Origin of the sequence: Methylobacterium aquaticum (genome assembly GCF_001043915.1) — a bacterium.
In the GTDB taxonomy this organism is placed as follows: domain Bacteria; phylum Pseudomonadota; class Alphaproteobacteria; order Rhizobiales; family Beijerinckiaceae; genus Methylobacterium; species Methylobacterium aquaticum.
This window is the reverse complement of sequence record NZ_LABX01000062.1, coordinates 20174-40204: the sequence shown is the minus strand read 5'-3', so window position 1 is coordinate 40204 and position 20031 is coordinate 20174. Positions and strand designations below refer to the sequence as shown.

11 protein-coding genes are annotated in these 20031 nt (G+C 75.6%); all 11 read left to right on the top strand.

Features of this window, described 5'->3' with window-relative positions:
• The coding region (locus VP06_RS08805) for a beta-ketoacyl synthase N-terminal-like domain-containing protein (protein WP_048463409.1) at positions 1-5182 on the top strand (5182 nt) is incomplete at its 5' end.
• On the top strand, positions 5179-6489 hold the full coding sequence (locus VP06_RS08800; protein WP_053081606.1) for a beta-ketoacyl synthase N-terminal-like domain-containing protein: 1311 nt from the start codon (positions 5179-5181) through the stop codon (positions 6487-6489). The genes VP06_RS08805 and VP06_RS08800, both read left to right, overlap by 4 nt.
• A gap of 3 nt (positions 6490-6492) precedes the next feature.
• Positions 6493-7728, top strand: coding sequence for a hydroxymethylglutaryl-CoA synthase family protein (locus VP06_RS08795; protein WP_048463408.1), 1236 nt, complete (start codon positions 6493-6495; stop codon positions 7726-7728).
• Positions 7725-8519: an enoyl-CoA hydratase-related protein gene (locus VP06_RS08790; protein WP_048463407.1), complete on the top strand. Its 795-nt coding sequence runs from the start codon at positions 7725-7727 to the stop codon at positions 8517-8519. Before VP06_RS08795 ends, VP06_RS08790 begins: the two co-directional genes overlap by 4 nt.
• On the top strand, positions 8516-9265 hold the full coding sequence (locus tag VP06_RS08785) for a polyketide synthase (RefSeq protein ID WP_048463406.1): 750 nt from the start codon (positions 8516-8518) through the stop codon (positions 9263-9265). The genes VP06_RS08790 and VP06_RS08785 overlap by 4 nt, the downstream gene beginning before the upstream one ends.
• Before the next feature lie 5 nt (positions 9266-9270).
• Positions 9271-10155, top strand: a complete 885-nt coding sequence (gene fabD / locus VP06_RS34670; RefSeq protein ID WP_048463405.1) for an ACP S-malonyltransferase — start codon at positions 9271-9273, stop codon at positions 10153-10155.
• Positions 10155-11531, top strand: a complete 1377-nt coding sequence (locus tag VP06_RS34665) for a PfaD family polyunsaturated fatty acid/polyketide biosynthesis protein (protein ID WP_048463404.1) — start codon at positions 10155-10157, stop codon at positions 11529-11531. The genes fabD and VP06_RS34665 overlap by 1 nt, the downstream gene beginning before the upstream one ends.
• The gene (locus tag VP06_RS08770) at positions 11506-12342 is read left to right on the top strand and encodes an enoyl-CoA hydratase-related protein (RefSeq protein ID WP_048463403.1); all 837 of its coding nucleotides are present in this window, start codon (positions 11506-11508) and stop codon (positions 12340-12342) included. The genes VP06_RS34665 and VP06_RS08770 overlap by 26 nt, the downstream gene beginning before the upstream one ends.
• A 332-nt stretch (positions 12343-12674) precedes the next feature.
• On the top strand, positions 12675-13784 hold the full coding sequence (locus VP06_RS08765) for an ATP-binding protein (RefSeq protein WP_048463402.1): 1110 nt from the start codon (positions 12675-12677) through the stop codon (positions 13782-13784).
• Positions 13781-16087, top strand: a complete 2307-nt coding sequence (locus VP06_RS08760; RefSeq protein ID WP_048463401.1) for a DUF5682 family protein — start codon at positions 13781-13783, stop codon at positions 16085-16087. The genes VP06_RS08765 and VP06_RS08760 overlap by 4 nt, the downstream gene beginning before the upstream one ends.
• 43 nt (positions 16088-16130) lie before the next feature.
• Positions 16131-19955: a DUF4132 domain-containing protein gene (locus tag VP06_RS08755; protein WP_048463400.1), complete on the top strand. Its 3825-nt coding sequence runs from the start codon at positions 16131-16133 to the stop codon at positions 19953-19955.
• Positions 19956-20031: the final 76 nt, after the last annotated feature.

Sequence of the window (20031 nt, the reverse complement as noted above, 5' to 3'; positions counted from 1 at the left end):
TCCGCAGCAGCGGCTCTTCCTCGAAACCGCCGCCCTGGCGCTCGAGGACGCCGCCCTGCCCGACCACCTCCTCGACGGGGCCCCCTGCGCGGTCTTCGTCGGCTGCGGCCAGGGCGATTACGCCCATCGCGGCGCGGCCCGGATGTCGGCGCAGTTCGGCATGGGCAACGTCGCTTCGATCCTGGCCGCGCGCATCGCCTACCACTTGAACCTGCGCGGCCCGGCGGTGGCGGTCGACACCGCCTGCTCCTCCTCCCTGGTCGCCGTGCACCTCGCCTGCCAGGCCCTCAGGGCCGGCGAGTGCGACCTGGCCGTGGCGGGCGGGGTGGCGCTGATGACCACGCCGCAGATGCACCTCCTGACCAGCCATGCGCGGATGCTCTCACGGACCGGGCGGTGCCGGAGCTTCGATGCCGCGGCGGATGGCTTCGTGCCCGCCGAGGGCGTGGGGGCGGTGGTGCTCAAGCCTCTCCGCCGCGCCCTGGCCGACGGCGACCGCATCCACGGCGTGATCGAGGGCAGCGGCATCAACCAGGATGGGCGCTCGAACGGCCTCACCGCGCCGAACCTCGCGGCGCAGCGCGATCTGATCCTCGCGGTCTGGGAGCGCTTCGGCATCGATCCGCGCGGGATCGGCCACATCGAGGCCCACGGCACCGGCACCCCGCTGGGCGACCCGATCGAGGTGCAGGCCCTGATCGATGCGTTCCGCGCGCGGGCTCCGGACGCCGGGCCCTGCGCGCTCAGCAGCGTCAAGAGCAATATCGGCCACGCGGTGCCGGCCGCCGGCATCGCCGGGCTCCTCAAGACGCTGCTGATGCTGCGCCACCGCCACCTGGTGCCGAGCCTGCATCTGACCCATCCCAACCCGCAGATCGACCTCGCGGCCTCGCCGTTCCACGTGCCGCGGGCCGCCGCACCCTGGCCGGAGCCGGTGACCGGCGGGCCGCGCCGCGCCGCCGTGAGCGCCTTCGGCTTCTCGGGCACCAACGCGCATGTGGTGGTGGCCGAGCCGCCGCCGCCCGGCCCCGACGCTCCGGCGCCGGGACCGCATCTCGTCCTCCTCTCGGCACGGACCCCGGAGGCCCTACGCCGCCGCGCCGCCGACCTCCTCGACCGGCTCGACGGTCCGGGCGGGGCCGATCTGTCGCTCGCCGGGCTGGCGCACACCCTTGCCAGCGGGCGCAGCCACTTCCGCTGCCGCGCCGCCGTCATGGCCGGCGATCGCGCGGCGTTGCGCGACGGCCTGCGCGCCGTGGCGGCCGGCCGGGCGCCGCATGATGATCCTCCGTCCCGCGACGGGGCGGTGCCGAGCCTGCCCGAGGCCCTGGCCGCGTGGCGGGCCTGCGCGCCCGCGGCGCGGGAGACCGCCCTGCGGCAGGTCGGCCAGGCCTATTGCGCCGGGGGGCCGTTCCATGGCCTGCATCCCCGGGCCGCCGGACGGCTCCTCTCCCTGCCGGGCTATCCGTTCCAGCGCCAGCGCTGCTGGGTCGAGGAGGCCGGTCCGGGCTCCGCCGCGGCCGAGGCGTCTCCCGCCCGGGTCGATCAGCCCCACCCTGCCGCGACCACCCCGCCGCGTCCCGCCCGCACCTGGCATCTGGCGGCCGAGGACGCGCTGCTGGCGCAGCACCGGGTCCACGGCCGTCCGCTCCTGCCGGCCGCCGCGAGCCTCGCGATGCTGTTTGCCGCGCAAGGGGCGCAGCATCTCGGGCCGGTGCGCTGGAGCCGGCCGATTCCCGCCGGGACCGACGGCGTCGCGCTCCGCTTCGATCCCGGGACCGACGCGCTGCTCCTCGGGGACAGGCCGCACGTGACCGCGCCGGTCCTGCCGGACCGGGCGGCGCCGGGCGACCTCGACCTGGCGGCTTTCCGGGCGTCCTGCCCGCGGGACTGGCCGGCGGCCCGGCTCTACGCCCGGCTCGCCAGCCTCGGCGTCGCCTATGGCCCGGCCTTCCGCTGCGTCGAGCGCCTGTGGCGCGACGAGGCCGGCGAGAGGATGCTGGTGGAGCTGACACCCCCCGGCCAGCCGGACCCGGCGCCGTTCGTGATCGATGCGGCGCTTCACAGCATCGCGGGGTTCGGCGAGGCGGAGCCAGACCTCGCCGACCTGCCGCTGCCCAGCCGGCTCGAGCGGGCGGCCCGGTTCGGCGATGCCGCTCTCGCCCGCTATGCGGCCCTGTGGCGGCGGGGCGAGGCGTTCGACCTGATCCTGGCCGACGCGGCCGGGCGTCCGCTCCTCGTCCTCGACGGGTTCGCGGCCCGGCACCCCGCGCCGCCGGCATCCGGGCCGGGGTCGGAGCCGAATGCGGCGCCGCATTCGGGGTTGGCGACCTTCCGTCCGCACTGGCAGCCGGCGCCGCTGGCGCCGACGGGCCCATCGCCGGCCCCGGATCTCGTCGTCGCGGCCCCGGGCAGCGAGGCCCTGGCCGCCGCCCTGGCGGCCGGGCCCGGCCGCGTCGTTCCTCTCGCCGGAGAGGCGTGGCGGTCGGCCATGGCCGGGTTGCCGGATCACGGCCACGTCGTGCTCCTCGGGGGCAGCGACAGCGATACCGAGGAGGCGGTCGCGGCCCTGCGGCTGTGGCAGGCCTTGATCGGCCGCGACCGGCCGCTGCGCGTCACCGTCGTCACCCGTGGGGCGAGCGATGCCGGCCCGGCCCGGAACTGGCGCGGCGCGGCGCTGCTCGGCCTCGCCAAGGTGGCGATGCGCGAGACGCTGGCGCTGCGCATCGCCGCGCTCGACCTCGATCCGGCCGAATCCGCCGCCCCCTCGGCGGCGATGCCGGGCGCGATCCTGGCCGAGCCGCCGCAGAGGCCGGACCACGGCGCCGTCGCGACGGATGTCGCCTGGCGCGGCGGCGTCCGGCTGCGGCGGAGCTGGGTGCGCGCGCCTCTGCCAGCCGGCACGCCCCCGCTGCGGCAGCGGGGCGTCTATATCCTGATCGGCGGCGCCGGCGGCCTCGGCGCCGCCCTGGCGCGGCTCCTCGCCGCCCGCTTCGCCGCGCGGCTGGTCCTGGTCGGGCGCAGCCCGGCCGGGCCGGATCACGCCCGCCTCTGCGCCGACCTCGTCGTCCTCGGCGGCGAGGCCCGGTACGAGAGCGCCGATTGCGCCGACCCGGCGGCGCTGGCGGCCTTGCGCGACCGCGCCCTGGCGCGGTTCGGGGTGATCCACGGCGTGGTCCATGCGGGCTTCGTCCTGGCCGACGCCACCCTGTCGGCGATGAGCCCGGAGCAGCTGCGGCAGGCGCTTGCCCCGAAGGCGGACGGCACCGCTGTCCTGGCCCGGACCTTCGCGGGACCGGACCTGGATTTCCTCGCCCTGTTCTCCAGCACCAATTCGGCGACGGGCAATGCCGGCCAGGGCAACTACGTCGCCGCCTCGATGGTCCAGGACGCGGCCGGCGCCTGGTTCGGACGGGACGGCGCGCTGCCGGTCCGCGTGATCAATTGGGGCTTCTGGAGCGAGACCGGCCGCGTCGCCGACGATCATTACCGGCGGCGCCTGCGCGGCGTCCTGGCGGACGGCATCGGCACCGCGGAGGGATTGGCGGCGTTCCTCGGCATCCTGGCGACGGACTGGCCGTCCGTGTCGGTGCTGCGCCTCGCGGACCCGCAGGCCGCGATCCCGGCCGGATCCGCCCAGGCTCCCGAAGCAGGAAGCCCCGAAGCCGGGCTCCGGGCGCCCGTTCTCGCCGCGGCGGCAGGCGCGGCCGACAGGACTCCGCCCGAGCCGGAGCGGGAGATCCTGGCCGCCCAGGTGCGGGAGATCCTGGCCGAGATGCTCCAGCTCGACCGGTCGGAGGTGCGGGAGGACGCGCTCCTGGCCGAACTCGGCCTCGATTCGATCGGCATGGTCGACGTGCAGGCCCGCCTGGAGACGCAGATCGGACCGATTCCGCGCACCCTGCTGGTCGAGGCGGCGACGGTCGGCGATCTCGTCGCCGGCCTCGCCGGGATCGGGACGTCCGCGCTTCCTCCCGTCGCGGCCGATCCGGCCCCCGCCGGCATGACCGTGAGCCGGCTGCCGGGAGGCGGAGCCGGTGCCCCGGCCTTCTGGGCGCCGAGCTTCATCGGCGAGACCGGCTGGGTGCACGATCTCGCCGCCCTCTGCGACGGGCAGCGCCCGACCTGGCTGATGGAGCCGGGCGCGATGCTGGCCGCCGGGCACGGGTTGCCGGACATCGCGCGGAGCATGGCGGAGGCGGTGCGGCAGGCGTGCCCGGACCGGCCGGTGATCCTCGGCGGCTATTCCTATGGCGGCATCCTGGCCTTCGAGGCGGCGGCGCAGCTGGCCCGGCACGGCGTGGCGGTCGAGCGGGTCGTGCTTCTCGACAGCTACGCGCCCGGTTCGGACGCCCTCGCGGCGGTGCTGGAGGTCGGTGAGGACACCAGCCTGCCGATGGCGGTGGCCAGCCTCCTGGCACAGGGCTGGGCGCCCCGGGGACCGCTGCCGGAGACGCCCGCCGGCCTGACGGAGGCGGCGCTCCTCGGCTGGCTCGCCGCCGCGATCGCGGCGAACTGCGACCACGCCCCGCCGGCACCGGCGACCGAGCGGATCCTGGAGCAGAACCTCGCGGCCATCCGGCGCCTGCGGCACCTGCTGGCCGGGCACGGGCCCGATCCCGCCGGGCGGCCGCTCCCCGTCACCCTGCTGCGGGCGACCCTCGCGCCGCGGACCGGGCGCCTCGCCGCGTCCCTCGACCCGGCCACCGTGGCGGCGTTCCAGGTCGACGGGGCGCCCGATCACGGCTGGTCGCGGTGGCTGGAGACGCCGCCGCAGGTCGTGCGGGTGCCGGCCGACCATTTCGGCCTCGGCGAGCCGGCGATCCTGCGGCGTCTCGTTGCTGCGCTCGCGGGACGGGCCGAGGCGGAGCCGATGGAGGCTCCGGAGCCGGTCGCCGGCGCGGCGGCGGCGATCGATCCACGGGTCGAGGCCGCTCTCGCGGTGGTGCGCCGCCACACCGTCGCCGTGCTGGGAATCCCGGGAGAGGACGTCACCCTGTCCGCCTGCCTCAGCGAGCTTGGCGCCAATTCGATCGACCGGGTCGAGATCGCCACCCTGGCGATGGACGAGTTGAACGCGGACGTGCCCCGCTTCCGGCTCGCCCGGGTGTCGGACATCGCCGCCCTGGCGGCCCTGCTGGCGGAATTCAGCACCCTCCCGTCACCCGGCGGCGCGCCGTGACCGCGCCGCTCTGGATCACCGGGCTCGGCATCGCGGCGGCCGGCACCACGGGGATTCCCGCCTTCGAGGCGGTCCTGCGATCCGGCCGCAGCGCCATCGCGCCGGTTGCCGGGCCGGGGCCCCTGCGCCGGGCGGCGCTGCTGCCGGAGGCGGCCTTCGCGCCGCCCTGTCCCGTCCCCCGGGGGGCGACCCGCGCCGCGCGCTCGGCCGTGACGGCGGCGGCGGAGGCGTGGCGCCAGGCCGGACTGACGGACCCGTCCGACGTCGCCCTGGTGCTCGCCGGCCATAACCTGGCCCTGGCCGAGACGGGCGAGACGCTGCTCGCCCAGCAGCACCGGCTGAGCTTCGCGCCGCCGCGCCACGCGACCCAGGTCTGGGACAGCCACCCCCTCGGGGTCGTCGCCGCGGCGCTCGGCCTTGCCGGGCCGGGGCTGGTGGCCGGCGCGCATTTCGCCTCCGGCCTCGCGGCCCTGGCGCAGGCGTCCCTGCTGCTGCGGGCCGGCGAGGCGTGCGCCGCCCTCGTGGTCGCGCCGTGCATCGGACTCTCGCCGCTCGAATGGCACGCCTTCGCCAATCTCGGCGCGCTCGATCCGAGCGTCCTCGATCCCACCGTCCTTGCGCCAGGGGCCGGCCCGGAGGCGCCGCGTTACCAGCCCTTCGCCCCCGGCGGGGTCGGACTGGTCCCGGGCGAGGCCGCGGCCGCTCTCGTCATCGAGACGGCGGCCCATGCCCGGGCCCGGGGGGCCGGGCCCCTCGCCCGGCTCGGCGCGGTGCGCGTCGTCCTGTCCGGCCGCGCCGGACCGGAGCCGGACGCTGCCACGGAGGCCCGGGCGATGCGGATGGTGCTCGCCGCCGCCGGCCTCGCCCCGGATGCGATCGGCTACGTCAACGCCCACGCGACCGGGACCCCGGCCGGCGACCGCGCGGAGGCCGAGGCGATCCGCACCGTCTTCGGCGGCGGCCCCGGAGCGCCGGTCGTCAATGCCACCAAGGCGATCACCGGCCACACCCTGATGGCGGCGGGGCTCGTCGGAACGGTCGCCACGGTGCTTCAGCTCCGCGGCGGCTTCCTGCACGCCAACCCGGCCCTGGACGCGGAGGACGGGGATGCGGGCCCCGGAGGCCGTGACACCGTGCTGCGGCACCGTGAAAGCGCGCTCCCGCACTTTGACGGGCTCCCGCACTTTGACGGGCTCCGCCTGGCCGGCCGCGCCACCGCCCCCCTTGCGGCCGAAGCGGCGCTCTGCAACGCATTCGGCTTCGACGGGCTCCACGGCAGTGCCCTGATCCTGAGAGCGGAGACCTGATCGATGCGGCGAGTCGGGATTGAGTCGGTCGGGATCTATGCCGGGCGGGCGGTGCTCGATGTGGGCATGCTGGCGGCGGCTCGCGGCCTCGACAGCGCCCGGTTCCAGAACCTGCTGATGCGGCGCAAGTCGGTGGCGCTGCCGGTCGAGGACCCGGTCTCCTTCGCGGTGAACGCCGCCAAGCCGATGATCGACCGGATGTCGCCGGCCGAGCGGGGCCGCATCCGCCACCTCGTGGTGGCGACGGAATCCGGCATCGATTTCGGCAAGGCGATGTCGAGCTACGTCCAGCGCCATCTCGGGCTCGGGCGCGCCTGCCGCAGCTTCGAGGTGAAGCATGCCTGCTTCGGGGGCACGGCGGCGCTCCAGATCGCGGCGGCCTGCATCCGCGCGGCGGCCCGGCCGGACGAGCGGGCGCTCGTCATCACCACCGATCTGGCCCGGCCGCTGCCGCACACCTATGCGGAGCCGTCGCAGGGCGCCGCCGCGGTGGCCCTCCTGGTCGGGCCGGAGCCGCGCCTCCTCGACCTGGAGCCGCTCACCGGCTCGTGCAGCTACGAGGTGATGGATAGCTGCCGCCCTGCGGCCGATATCGAGACCGGCGATCCCGACCTGTCGCTCCTGAGCTATCTCGACTGCATCCGGGGCGCCTTCGCCGATTACCAGCAGGCGACCGGCGCCGATTTTGCCGCGCATTTCGACGGGCTGGCCTTCCACACCCCGTTCGGCGGCATGGCGAAGGGCGCGCACCGCACGATGATGCGCGAGCAGAAGCGCCTGCCGCCCGCCGCGATCGAGGCGGATTTCGAGCGCCGGCTGCGGCCCTCGCTCACCTACTGCGCCGAGGTCGGCAACATCTATTCGGGCTCGGTCATGCTGGCGATGTGCGGGGCCGTCGAGGCCCTGGCGGCGCGGCCTCCGAGCGGCCCTCCGCCGCGGCTCGGGCTGTTCTCCTACGGCTCGGGCTGCTGCTCGGAATTCTATTCCGGGCTGGTGCCGCCGGGGGCCGCCGCCGCCCTGGCGGAGTCCGGCCTCGACGCCATCGCCCGGCGCCGGCCCCTCACCATGCCGGATTACGAACGCCTGCTCGACCTGAACCGGCGGGCGATGTTCGGCGTCGCCGAGATGGACCTGCCGCCCGAGGAGGCCGGGCCGCTCTACCGCGAGACGCTGGCGGGCAGCGGCCTGCTCGTGCTGCGGCGCATCAGCCAGTACCACCGCGAGTACGACTGGGCATGAGCGACCCGGAGCCCCCCGTGCGGATCCTGCGCCGCGGCCGCCTGATGGTGGTGACGCTCTCGCGGCCCGCCCAGCACAACGCCATCGACCACACCATGCTGAGCGCCCTCGGCGCGGCCCTCGACGAGGCGGAGGCCGATCCCGCCCTGCGCAGCGTGGTCCTGGAGGGCAATGCCGAGGTGTTCTGCTCCGGCCTCGACCTGGAGGCTGCGCTTGCCGGCGGCGCCATGGGGCAGCCGGCCGCCGAGGCCGGGGCCCGCCGCTACCTCGCCCTGCTGCGCCGCTTCACCCGCTCGCCCAAGATCATCGCCTGCCGGGTGGCGGGGCGCTGCGAGGCCGGGGGCATCGGCTTCGTCGCGGCGGCGGATTTCGCCGTGGCCGAGCCCGGTGCCAGCTTCCGCCTGTCGGAGGCGCTGATCGGCCTGCTGCCGGCGACGCTGATGCCGTTCCTGATCCGCCGCACCGGCTTCCGGACCGCCTACCGGATGACCCTGGCGGCGCCGTGGCTGGGGCCGCAGGAGGCGCTTGCGGCCGGCCTCGTCGACGCCGCCGGCCCCGGTGCCGCCGAGGCGCTGCGCCATCTCCTGCTCGGATGCGAGCGGGTGCCCGAGCGGACGGTGGCCGCCGCCAAAGCCTATTTCGACGGCCTGGCGCCGATCACCCGCGAGATCGAGGATTACGCCGTCGGCCGCATCGGCAGCCTCCTGGCCGACCCGGACGCGGCCGCCCGCATCCACGACTTGATGGCGCAGGGAGTCTGGCAGGGTGCCGGCCGGGGGGGCCTCCGATGAGCGGCGACGTCGTCCACCTGACCTGCCCGGAACCCGGCATCGCCGTGGTCGAGCTGGCCGACCGCACCCATTCCAACACCTTCAGCCCGGCGATGGTCGACGGGCTGATCCGCAGCTTCGCGGCGATCGCGGCGGCGGAGGATCTGCGGGTGGTGGTCGTGCACGGCTATGGCAGCATCTTCTGCCCCGGCGGGACCCGCGACGAGCTGCTCGGCATCTTCGAGGGGCGGATCAAGTTCGACGACCTGCCGCTCTATCGGCTGTTCCTCGACTGCCCGGTGCCGGTGATCGCCGCCATGCAGGGCCATGCCCTCGGCGGCGGCCTCGCCATGGGGCTGTTTGCCGACATGGTGATCCTGGCCGAGGAAGCGCTCTACGGCGCGAACTTCATGAAGTACGGCTTCACCCCCGGCATGGGCGCCACCCTGGTGATCCCGGCCCGGTTCGGCGGGCTGCTCGCCAGCGAGATGATGTTCAGCGCGGCCAGCTATCACGGCGGCGAGCTGGCCCGCCGTGGCATCGGCTGCCGGGTGCTCCGGCGCGCCGAGGTCATCCCGGCGGCGATGAGGCTGGCCCGCGAGGTGGCCGACAAGCCGGTGGTGTCGGTGCGGCTGCTGAAGGCGCACCTGGCGGCTCCCCTGCGCGCCGCCCTGCCGGCCACCGTCGCCGCCGAGCTGGAGATGCACAAGACCACCTTCGTCCAGCCGGTGGTGCGCCAGCGCATCGAGACCCTGTTCGGGAGCTGACAGCCATGCGGCGCGATTCCACCGCGATCCCTCCCCGGGTCGCCTGCATCTTTCCCGGCCAGGGCGCCCAGGTCGCCGGGATGGGCCGCGCGGCGTTCGCGCGCTTTCCCCATGCGGTCGAGGAGGCGTGCGAGGTGCTGGGCTGGCGGATCGACCGGCTCTGCCTGGACGATCCCGAGGGACGGCTCGGCCAGACGCGCTACACCCAGCCGGCCCTGTTCCTGACCTGCGCCCTGGAGTACCGGGCCTGGCGCGAGGATGGCGGCGTCGACCCGGCCGCGGCCGCGGGCCATTCCCTCGGCGAGTATGTGGCGCTGCATGCCGCCGGCGGCTTCGACCTCGTCACCGGCCTGCGGCTGGTCGCCGAGCGCGGCCGGCTGATGGGGCTGGCCCAGGGCGGCGGCATGGCGGCGGTGATCGGGCTGGCGCCGCGCCGCCTCGCCGAGGTCGTGGCGGCGCATCCGGCCCTCGACGTCGCCAACGTCAATTCCTACGAGCAGACGGTCGTCGCCGGCCCGGTGGCGGCACTGGAGGCCGCCGAGGCGCCGCTGCGCGCCGCCGGCGCGCGGGCGGTGATCCGCCTCGACGTCAGCGCCGCCTTCCATTCCCGCGCCATGCGGGACGCCGCCGCGGCCTTCGGCCGAACCCTGGCGGAGGTCGCCTTCGCGCCGCTCGCCTTCCCGGTGATCGGGAACCGCCGCGCCTTCGCGTATCGCGACGACGAGATCGCCGGGGAGTTGCAGGCGCAGATCACCGCGCCGGTGCGCTGGATCGAGTGCATCGAGTACCTGCTGCGCATGGGCCTGCGGGACTTCCAGGAGATCGGGCCGGGCCGCAGCATGACCCGGCTGATCGACCAGATCCGCGCGGCTTCGGTCTTCGCCAGCTGATGGGCGGGTCGTCCGCCGCGGTCCATCTCGGCGATCCGGGGTTCCGCCGCGACCACGGCGTGCGCCTCGCCTATGCGGCGGGGGCGATGGCCAAGGGCATCGCCTCGCCGGACCTGGTGATCCGCATGGCCCGGGCGGGCCTGATGTCCTGGTACGGCGCCGGCGGCCAGCGGCTGGTCACGGTCCGCTCGGCGGTGCGGCGGATCCGCGCCGCGGCCGGACCGGGGGCGCCCTGGGGCGTCAACCTGCTGCACCCGATCGGCATGCCGGCGCTCGAGGAGGCGACGGTCGACCTGCTGCTGGAGGAGGGCGTCCGCTCCGTCGAGGCCGCGGCCTATCTCGAAGTCACTCCGGCCCTGGTGCGCTACCGCCTGACCGGGTTGCGGGCCGGGCCGGACGGCGCGCCGCTGCCGGCCAACCGGGTGCTCGGCAAGGTCTCGCGGCTCGAGGTCGGCGCCCAGTTCATGAGCCCGGCGCCGCCCGCCCTGGTCGCGGCCCTGGCGGCGCAGGGGCGCATCACAGCCCAGGAGGCGGCCCTGGCCGCGCATCTGCCCCTGGCCGACGACATCTGCGCCGAAGCGGAGAGCGGTGGCCATACCGACCGGCGACCGGCCCTGGTGCTGCTCCCCGCGATGCAGGCCCTGCGGGACCGGGAGGTGCGCCGGCACCGCCTGAGCCGGCCGCCGCGGGTCGGGCTGGCGGGGGGGCTCGGCACTCCGGCAGCCCTCGCGGCCGCCTTCGCCATGGGGGCGGATTTCGTGCTGACCGGCTCGATCAACCAAGGCACCGTCGAGGCCGCGACGTCGGACGCGGTCAAGGACCTTCTGGCCGAGGCCGGCCCACAGGATACCGACTTCGCACCGGCCGGCGACATGTTCGAGATCGGCGCGCGGATCCAGGTTCTGCGCCGCGGCCTCCTGTTCTGCGCGCGGGCCAACCGCCTCTACGAGGTGTGGCGCCGGCACGATGGCCTCCACGACGTCCCGGCCGAGACTCTGCGGCAGATCGAGCGGCAATATTTCGGCCGATCGGTCGCCGCCGTCTGGGACGAAACCTGTACCCATTACGCCCGCACGGCGCCGGAGATCCTGGATGCCGCCGAGGCCAACCCGAAGCAGAAGCTCGCCATGGTGCTGCGCTGGTACTGGATCCAGGCGAACCGCCTCGCCATGGCGGGCGACGAGTCCCGGCGCGCCGACTGGCAGGTCCATTGCGGGCCGGCCATGGGCGCCTTCAACGACTGGGCACGGGGCGGCCCCTTCGAGGACTGGCGCTGCCGCCACGTCGACGCGATCGGCCTCGCCCTGATGGACGCCGCCGCCGAGAGGCTGAGGGCGCGAGGAGGCGGGCATGACGGAGGTGAGCATCGTGGCTGAGACAGGGCGGCTTCACGTCGTCGAGGCGCCCCTGGCGGAGGTGGTCCTCGCCAATCCGGGCCGGCTCAATGCCATGGACCCGGCCTTCTTCGACGAGCTGGCGGCGGTCTTCGCCCGGATCGCCGAGAGCCGCACCGTGCGCGCGGTCCTGCTGCGGGCCGAGGGGCGGGCCTTCAGCATCGGGCTCGACAAGGAGCTGTCGCTGACGCTGCTGCCACCGGCCCAACCCGGCGAGGCGCCGGCGAGCCGGACCGCGCTTCTGCACCGGACCATCCGCCGCTTCCAGGCCGCCCTGCTGGCGGTCCGCCGCTGTCCGCAGCCGGTGATCGCGGCCGTCAACGGGTTCTGCCTCGGCGGCGGCCTCGATCTCGCCTGCGCGGCCGATATCAGGCTGTGCACCGCCGATGCCCAGTTCGCCGTGCACGAGACCCGGCTCGCCATGGTGGCCGATCTCGGCACCCTGACCTGGTTGCCGCGGATCGTCGGCCGCGGCCCGGCCCGCGAGATGGCCTTCACCGGCATGCCGGTCGGCGCCGAGCGGGCCCAGGCGATCGGGCTGGTCAATGCGGTCTACCCCGCTCGCGAGGCACTGCTCGCCGCTGGCCGCCAGCTCGGCCAGGAGATCGCCCGCAACGCCCCCCAGGTGGTGCAGGCGGTGAAGCAGTTGATGGATGAGCGGGAGCTGCCCGAAGAGGAGAGCGGCCTGAGGCAGGTCGCCCTGTACAATGCCGGCCATTTCTTCAGTGCCGACCTCCAGGAAGGCTATGAGGCACAGCAGCAGCGGCGCGAGCCGCGGTGGTCGGACAGGTGACGGCCCACGGGCGGCGACGCGGCCGTCTCGCAGCGGGCGCCGCGTCCGTCGGTGGCGCGACGGGCAAGATCGCGGACCGGGCGGCATTGTGGGCCTCGGGGGATCGGTCTCGTCCGCGACGCCGGTTGCGGCCGGAGCGCATGGCGGCGTGCCTGACGCGGGCGATGGGAGGCGCGCTGCATGATGTACCGCGGCACCGAGGAAATCCGGCTTGGCAGCCTCCCCGCCGATCGGTCCCAAACCAGGATTTCTTCCGCGTAGCGGTAGACCTCTCTCGCCGCCGGTGGGCACGGCGGCACCGATCCGGATCAGCGACGCGGGGGGAAGACGGCATGGCGAGAGCGGGACGGGCGCGGACGGAGGGCGAGGCGCGCCAGCGCCCCCCGGCGGAGATCGTCCATGCGGAGGAACTGGCGCGCCTGACGGCGGAGGACACCGCGCCGCGCCCGCCCGGCTGGCGGCTCTCGCTCCAGGGCGTGCGGCGTTTCATCTGCGGTGACCGGCCCGACGCCGCCAAGGTCGTCTGCGCCCCCGCGCTCGTCGAGCGCGCCATGGTCACGCTCGCCACCTCGCGCGCCCTCCTGCTGATCGGCGAGCCGGGGACGGCGAAGAGCCTGTTGTCGGAACTGCTGGCCGCCGCGATCAGCGGTTCCTCGACGCTGACGATCCAGGGCGGCGCCGCGCTGACCGAGGACCAGATCCGCTACGGCTGGAACTACGCGCTCCTGGTCTCCGAGGGGCCGAGCGAGCGCGCCCTCGTGCCCGGCGCCCTCCACCGCGGGATGCGCGAGGGCCGTCTCGTGCGATTCGAGGAGATCACCCGCTGCCCGCTGGAGGTGCAGGACAGCCTGCTCTCCGTCCTCTCCGACCGGGTGCTCGCGGTGCCGGAACTGACCGGCGAGGCCGGCATGGTCTATGCCCGCGAGGGCTTCAACCTGATCGCCACGGCCAACACCCGCGACCGGGGCGTCAACGAGATGTCGGCGGCGCTCAAGCGCCGCTTCGGCTTCGAGACCGTCTTTCCCATCGCCGACGCGGCCGCCGAGCGGGAGCTGGTGCGGCGGGAGGCGGGCCGCCTGCTCGCCCGCTCCGGCGTGCCGCATGCGCCGGATCCGGACGTGCTCGACCTCCTCGTCACCTGCTTCCGTGAGCTGCGCGAGGCGGTGGATGCGGAGGGCACGGGGCTCGAGAAGCTCTCCGCGGTGATGAGCACGGCGGAGGCCGTCAGCGTGGCCCATGCCATCGGGGTCAAGGCGCATTTCCTGCGCGGCGATGCCGGGCGTCCCGAGGACATCGTGGCGTGCCTCGCCGGCACCGCCGCCAAGGACGATGCCGAGGACCTGGCGCGCCTGCGCCGCTACCTCGACCAGCGCGTGGCGGGGCGCAAGGGCGAGGGCTGGCGCGAACTCTACGCGGCGCGTCACCTGCTCACGCCGCAATGAGCGGTCCGGCGGGCGAGGCATCCGGCCTCACGGTCGTCGGCGTGCGCCACCATTCCCCCGCCTGCGCCGGGCTCGTGCGCCGCACGATCGAGCGGCTGCGGCTGGCCTACGTGCTGATCGAGGGCCCGGCGGATTTCAACCCGTACCTCGCCGACCTCGCCCTCGACCACGAACTGCCGGTGGCGATCTTCTCGTTCCGGGCCAACGAGCGGGGCAGCGCCGCCTCCTACACGCCGTTCTGCGTCTTCTCGCCGGAATGGCAGGCCCTCGTCTCCGGGCGCGCGGCGGGGGCCGAGATCCTGTTCTGCGACCTGCCCGCCTGGGACCCGGCCTTCGGCGAGCGGCGCAACCGCTACGCCGACCCGCACGGGGCGCGGGCCGAGGCCGCCGAGCGGGCCCTCGCCGCGGCGCTCGGCGCCGAGGATCAGGACGCCCTGTGGGACGCGCTCGCCGAGGCCGCGCCGCCGGCCGAGCTGCCGGCCCGGCTCGCGGGCTATTTCGATCTCCTGCGCCCGCCCGGCACGGACGACCCGGTAGAGGAGGCGCGCGAGCGCTTCATGGCGGCGCACGCGGCCTGGGCCCTCGGCGAGGCAAGCGGCCGGCCCGTCGTGCTGGTCTGCGGCGGCTGGCACGCGGACGCGATCCGGCGCTATGCCGGGCTGGCCGACGGCACCCGGCCCGAACCGAGGGAGCCGGAGGAGGGCCTGCGCACCGGCAGCTACGTGGTGCCCTACTCCTATCCCCGGCTCGACCGCTTCTCGGGATACAGCGCCGGAATGCCCTCTCCCGGCTACTACGAGCGCGTCGCTGCGGGCGGGCTCGCCGCCGGCGCGGACTGGGCCTCCGACGCGATCAGCGCCGCATTGCGGGCTGCCGGACAGGTGGTCTCGACCGCCGACCGCATCGCCTGGGCGGTCCACGCCGAGGGGCTGGCACGGCTGAGGGCCCATCCGGCGGTCCTGAGGGCCGACCTGATCGACGGCGCGCTGGCGAGCCTCGTCAAGGACGCCCTTGACGCCCCCCCGGCCTGGACGGCGAGCGCCGCCGTGCCGGGCCATCCCGCGCTCGCCGCGATGCTGCAGGCGCTCGCCGGCACCCGGGAGGGGCGGCTCGCCCCCGGCACCCGCCGGCCGGCCCTCGTCGCCGATGTCGAGGAGCGCCTGCGCGCCGCCGGGCTGGAGCCGGGCGCGGGCCGGCGCCGGATCGCGCTCGACTGGGCCGAGGCGGCCGACCGGCCCCGGGCGCATCTGCTCCATCGGCTTCTCGTCCTGGGGCTTCCGGGCGTGAGCCGCAGCGAGGGGCCGGACCTCGCCGAGCCGGGCCTGCCGCGCGAGAGCTTCGACATCGCGCCCCATCCCCACTGGCCCGGCGCGCTGATCGAGGCTTCGCAGTGGGGCGGGACGCTCGCCATGGCGGCCACCGCCCGGCTCGCCGCCCGGATCGAAGCCGCACCGGATTCCCTCTCCGTGCTCGCGGGCGCCCTGTCGGACGCATTGTTCGCGGGGCTCGCCATCGAGGGCGAGCTGCTGGCGCGCCTGAGCCGGGGCATCGCCGAGGGGCATGACCCCGCCGGGCTGGGGGCCGCGGGGCGCCGGATCGTGCGGCTCCACCGCTTCGGCGCGGCCTTCGGCGGAGCGGCCCGTCCCGCCCTCGCCCGCCTCTGCCTGGCCCTGGCGGAGCGCGCGCTCGGCCTCGTCGAGGCGATTGCGGATCCCCGCGCGAGCCTTGCCGCCATCGACCTGATGATCGCCTGCCGCGACCTGTTTCGCGACTGCGCCGACGACCTGCCGGGGCTCGCCCCGCTGCGCCCGCCCTTCGTCGCCATGCTCGGGCGCCGGCTCGCCGACCGGCAAGCGCCGCCCGCGCTCGCCGGGGCGGCGCTCGGCTTCCTCGTCGCCTGCGGCGAGGCGGGGGCCGGCGCGGACGAGGCGGCGCGCCGGCTGCGCCGCTTCGGCCTGCCCGACAGCCTCGGCGACTTCCTCGCTGGCCTGTTCGCGCTCGCCCGCGAGGAGATCGCGGGCGAGCCCACCCTTGCCTCCGTCGAGGGGCTGGTCGCCGCCTGGGGCGACGAGGATTTCCTGCGCGCGCTGCCGTCGCTGCGCATGGCCTTCGCCTGGTTCCCGCCGCGGGAGCGGGAGCGCATCGCCGTGGCGATCCTGCGCCGGAGCGGAGCCGGCGAGGCCCGCGCCGAGGCCGAGGCCCTGTCCTGGATGCGCCAGCGCACGGCCCCCCTCGACCAGGCCGCCGCCCTCGCCCGGGAGGCGAGGGCCGCCGCCCGCCTCGCCCGCTACGGGTTGACCTGAGCGGGCGGCCCGGGGTGTAGTCCCGCCGCCAGAAGGAGAGCGGATGCAGCGCTACGAGCTGACGGCGGGATCGTCGTCCAAGTTCTGGGAAGCCGGAACCGAGGGGAACGTCCTCACCGTCCGGTTCGGCCGGCTCGGCACGCAGGGCCAGTCCAAGGCCAGGTCTTTCTCGGACCCCGCGGCCGCGCGGGCCGAGCTCGACCGTCTGGTGCGGGAGAAGACCGGCAAGGGCTACACCCCGGCCGGTGCCCCGAACGGCGCCGCGACGCCGCTCTCGGCCGCGCCGGACGTGGCCCGGCCAGATGTGGCCGAGGCTCCACCGACGGTCCCGATCCGGAAGACGCCGCGGGTGGAAGAGGCCCGGGCAGCCCTCTTCTCCACCCCACCGCTGCCGACCCGCACCCGGCCCGGCGCTCCCCTCGATCCGGCGGCCGACTGGGCCGCCTTCACCGACCTGATCCGTCCCCTGCTGGGTTCGGCACCCGAGGCGGCCCGCTCGCAGGCGAACGCCCTCGCCGCCCGGCTCGATCGCGAACCGCCCTCACCCGACGCGGGCCTGGCGCGCGACTGGCTGGAGACGCTCCAGGCGGCCTGCCCGGCCATGGACCAGCGCGGCTGGGGCGAGCGGCCCGGCCCCCAGGGCCCGGCGGCGCGGGCCGCCTTCGCGCATTTTGCCCGCTGGCTCGTCGGCCGCGCCGGCACGAAAGCGCTGGTCGCCGTGTACGACCGGCTGCGGCCGCGCCCGGAGGGCGCCTACGCGATCATGCCGGCCTCGGTCTGGGACATCCCCACGACGGTCGGCGTGCGGGCTGCCCTCACGGCCGCTCCGGAGGCGGATTACCAGGCCGCGCTCGCCGCCGGCCTGCGGCTCATCGCGGCGGAGCCCGACCCGCATCTCGGCCTCTGGCTCGCGCACGTCCTCGCCGACGACCGGCCGGAGGCGAACCACGACCTGCGCCCGGGCGTCATGCTCGACCGCCACGGCACGCCGGATCGGGACTACGGTCACAGCCACGCCGCGGTGCCGCTCATCCTCGATCTGCCTCCGTCGCAGGCGGCGTCCTGGCGGGCCAAGCCGTGCCACAGGGCGAGCCTCGCCACCTGCGATGTCACGACCGCCGAAGCCGCCGCCACGGCGATCGCCGTCGCCCGTGCGGCCGGCGAGCCGGCGACCGCCTCCCTCGTGTGGCTCCTCGACGGCGCGGTCGGGGCCGACCGCACCACGGTGGCGAAGACCCTGCTCGAGACCCGCGCCGACGACGCGCTGGCCGCCCTCGTCCCCTTCACCGGCGCCAAGCTCGTGCGCGACGCGCTCGACGCGGGCGACGCCGCCTTCCCCGACTGGATGCTGCGGGCCTATCTCGCGGCGCTCGACGGCAAAGGGGAGCCCGCCTACGCGCCCCGGATCGTGGTCCTGGCCGGGCGTCACGGCGTCGAAACCGCGCGGGCCTGGGCCGCCGGGGGTGCACCGAAGCTCGCCGGGCGCCTCGACCGGCTGCTGGCGGATAACGACCGGCCGCAGGCCCCGCGCGAGGCGTGGCCGCCCCTGCTGCGTGACCCACCCTGGCGGCGCAAGGCGACGGCGCGCGCGCGGATCGAACGGACGCTCGCGCCGATCCCGACGCCGTTCGCCCACGGCTTCGATGCGGTGACGGCGCTCGACACCGAGCGCTACAGCTACCGCTCCGGTCATGTCGTCGCGGGCATGGACGACCTTGCGGCGGCGATCCGAGCGACCGAAGGCGCGGCGTATGACGACCGGCTGCTGCCGGTGCCCGCCGAGCCGGTGCCGGACGCCGACACCACGCCGGACATGGCGCTCGCCTGGCTCGGGCGCAGGTTGCAGGCGGGCCTTCCGGCGTTCTCGTACTTCTACTTCCACTACGGCCCGTGGATCAAAGCCGTGTGCTGGCAACCGGAGCCGCTGGCGCTGCTGCTGTGGGAGAGAACCGACCTGCTGCGGGCCGCCAACGCCTACTGGTTCGAGGCGATCCCCGGGATGGTGGCCCGCTTCGGCGAGACGGCGCTGCCGGGCCTCGCTGCGGCCGTCGCCGCCCAGCCTGCCGAGCTGCTGCCCCTCGTGACCGGGGTGGACGCGGCCGGCCTCGCCCCGGTCGTGGCGCGCGCCTTCCTGCGGATCAAGACGGCGCGGCCCGTCGCCGTGGCGTGGCTGCGCGCCCATCCGGCCACCGCCGCCATGCGGCTCCTGCCCGACGCTCTCGGCCCCGCCGGCCCCGAACGCGACGCCGCCGACGCGGCCCTTCGCTTCCTCGCCGCCGAACAGGCGGGGCGCGCCGCCCTCGACGCGGCCCTGGCGGCCTATGCCGGGCGCGACCCGCGCGTGAAGGAGGCTGCCGCGAGCGGTGTCGACGGCGACCCGCTCGATCAGGTGCCGGGAAAGCCGCCGAAGCTGCCGGCCTGGCTCGTGCCCGCCGCCCTGCCGCGCCCGGTGCTGGAGGTGGGCGGTGCCCTGCCCGACGAGGCGGTGGCTCTGCTCTGCGAGATGCTCGCCTTCTCGGACCCGCTCGTCCCCTATGCGGGAATCGCGCCGGTGCGCGCGGCCTGCACGCCCGACAGCCTCGACGCCTTCGCCAGCGCCCTGTTCGAGGCGTGGATCGCGGCCGGTGCTCCTGCCGCGGGCGAGTGGGCGATGCGGGCATCGGCGCTTCTGGGCGGGGATGCCTGCGCCCGCACCCTGACGCGCCAGATCCGCGCCTGGGGTCAGGCGGGCCTGAAGCCCCGGGCCAAGGCCGGCATCGCCGTGCTTGCCGGGATCGGCACCGATGTGGCGCTGATGAACCTCGCCGCCATCGCCGAGAAGAACCCGGCGCTGCAACTGCGCGAGGCGGCGGGCGCGGCCATCGCGGACGCCGCCGAGGCGCGGGGCCTCGACGAGGCCGACCTGGCCGACCGGCTCTCGCCCGATCTCGGCCTCGACGCCCGCGGCGGGCTCGACCTCGATTTCGGCGCGCGGCGCTTCCGCGTCGGCTTCGACGAGACGCTGAAGCCGGTCCTGCGCGACGCCGAGGGCCGCCCGCTCCCGGCCCTGCCGCGGGCGGCCAGGACCGACGATCCGGACGCCGCGAAGGCCGCGGGCAAGCTGTGGGCGGCCCTGAAGAAGGATGCCGAGGCGGTCGCCCGGCTCCAGATCACCCGGCTCGAGACCATGCTGGCGCATCAGCGGCGCATCGCCCCCGCGGTGTTCCGGCCGTTCTTCGCCGCCCACCCGCTGATCCGCCACCTCGCCGGCCGCCTCGTCTGGGGGCTCTACCCCGACGGCGCGCCGACGAGCCGGCCGCGGCTCGTCTTCCGCCTGGCCGAGGATCTGTCCGCGACCGACGCCGAGGATGCCGGGCTCGACCTCGACGGGGCCGAGGGGGTGGTCGGGCTCGTCCATCCGCTGCATCTGGAGCCGGAGGCGCTCGCCGCCTGGAGCGCGCTGTTCGCCGATTACGAGATCGCCCAGCCCTTCCCGCAGCTCGCCCGCGAGACCTACGCCTTCACCGAGGCCGAGCAGGCCCGCACCGAGACCGACCGCTTCGATGGCGCCCGCGTCGCCGGGCGGCGGCTGCGGGGCCTCCGGGCGCAGGGCTGGACCACGGACGCATCGAGCGAGCAGGTCCACGATGTCCGCCGCCGGGTGGCGCTGCCCGGCGGTGCCGGTCTCACCGCCGTGCTGCGCTTCGAGGACGGCTTCTGGCACAGCCCCGGCCGGGACGGGGACGGTGTCCAGACGTTGCGGTCGCTGAGCCTCACCGAGGACGGCTGGCGGGCCTCCCCACGGCACCGCCTCGGCGATCTCGACCCGGTGACCGCGAGCGAGGTGCTGCGCGCGCCGAGCCTGCTTGCTGCATCGGGCGCGGATTAGGGCCGTCTCCGCACGGGCGGGGAGCGGATTCGGCGGACCCGGGCGCGCCAGACATAGACCGACGGACAAGGAGACG

Bases quoted from the DNA above. Each gene is read 5' to 3' on its own strand.
- VP06_RS08795 (WP_048463408.1), top strand. From the start codon at position 6,493: ATGCGGCGAGTCGGGATTGAGTCGGTCGGGATCTATGCCGGGCGGGCG.
- VP06_RS08790 (WP_048463407.1), top strand. From the start codon at position 7,725: ATGAGCGACCCGGAGCCCCCCGTGCGGATCCTGCGCCGCGGCCGCCTG.
- VP06_RS08785 (WP_048463406.1), top strand. From the start codon at position 8,516: ATGAGCGGCGACGTCGTCCACCTGACCTGCCCGGAACCCGGCATCGCC.
- fabD (WP_048463405.1), top strand. From the start codon at position 9,271: ATGCGGCGCGATTCCACCGCGATCCCTCCCCGGGTCGCCTGCATCTTT.
- VP06_RS34665 (WP_048463404.1), top strand. From the start codon at position 10,155: ATGGGCGGGTCGTCCGCCGCGGTCCATCTCGGCGATCCGGGGTTCCGC.
- VP06_RS08770 (WP_048463403.1), top strand. From the start codon at position 11,506: ATGACGGAGGTGAGCATCGTGGCTGAGACAGGGCGGCTTCACGTCGTC.
- VP06_RS08765 (WP_048463402.1), top strand. From the start codon at position 12,675: ATGGCGAGAGCGGGACGGGCGCGGACGGAGGGCGAGGCGCGCCAGCGC.
- VP06_RS08760 (WP_048463401.1), top strand. From the start codon at position 13,781: ATGAGCGGTCCGGCGGGCGAGGCATCCGGCCTCACGGTCGTCGGCGTG.
- VP06_RS08755 (WP_048463400.1), top strand. From the start codon at position 16,131: ATGCAGCGCTACGAGCTGACGGCGGGATCGTCGTCCAAGTTCTGGGAA.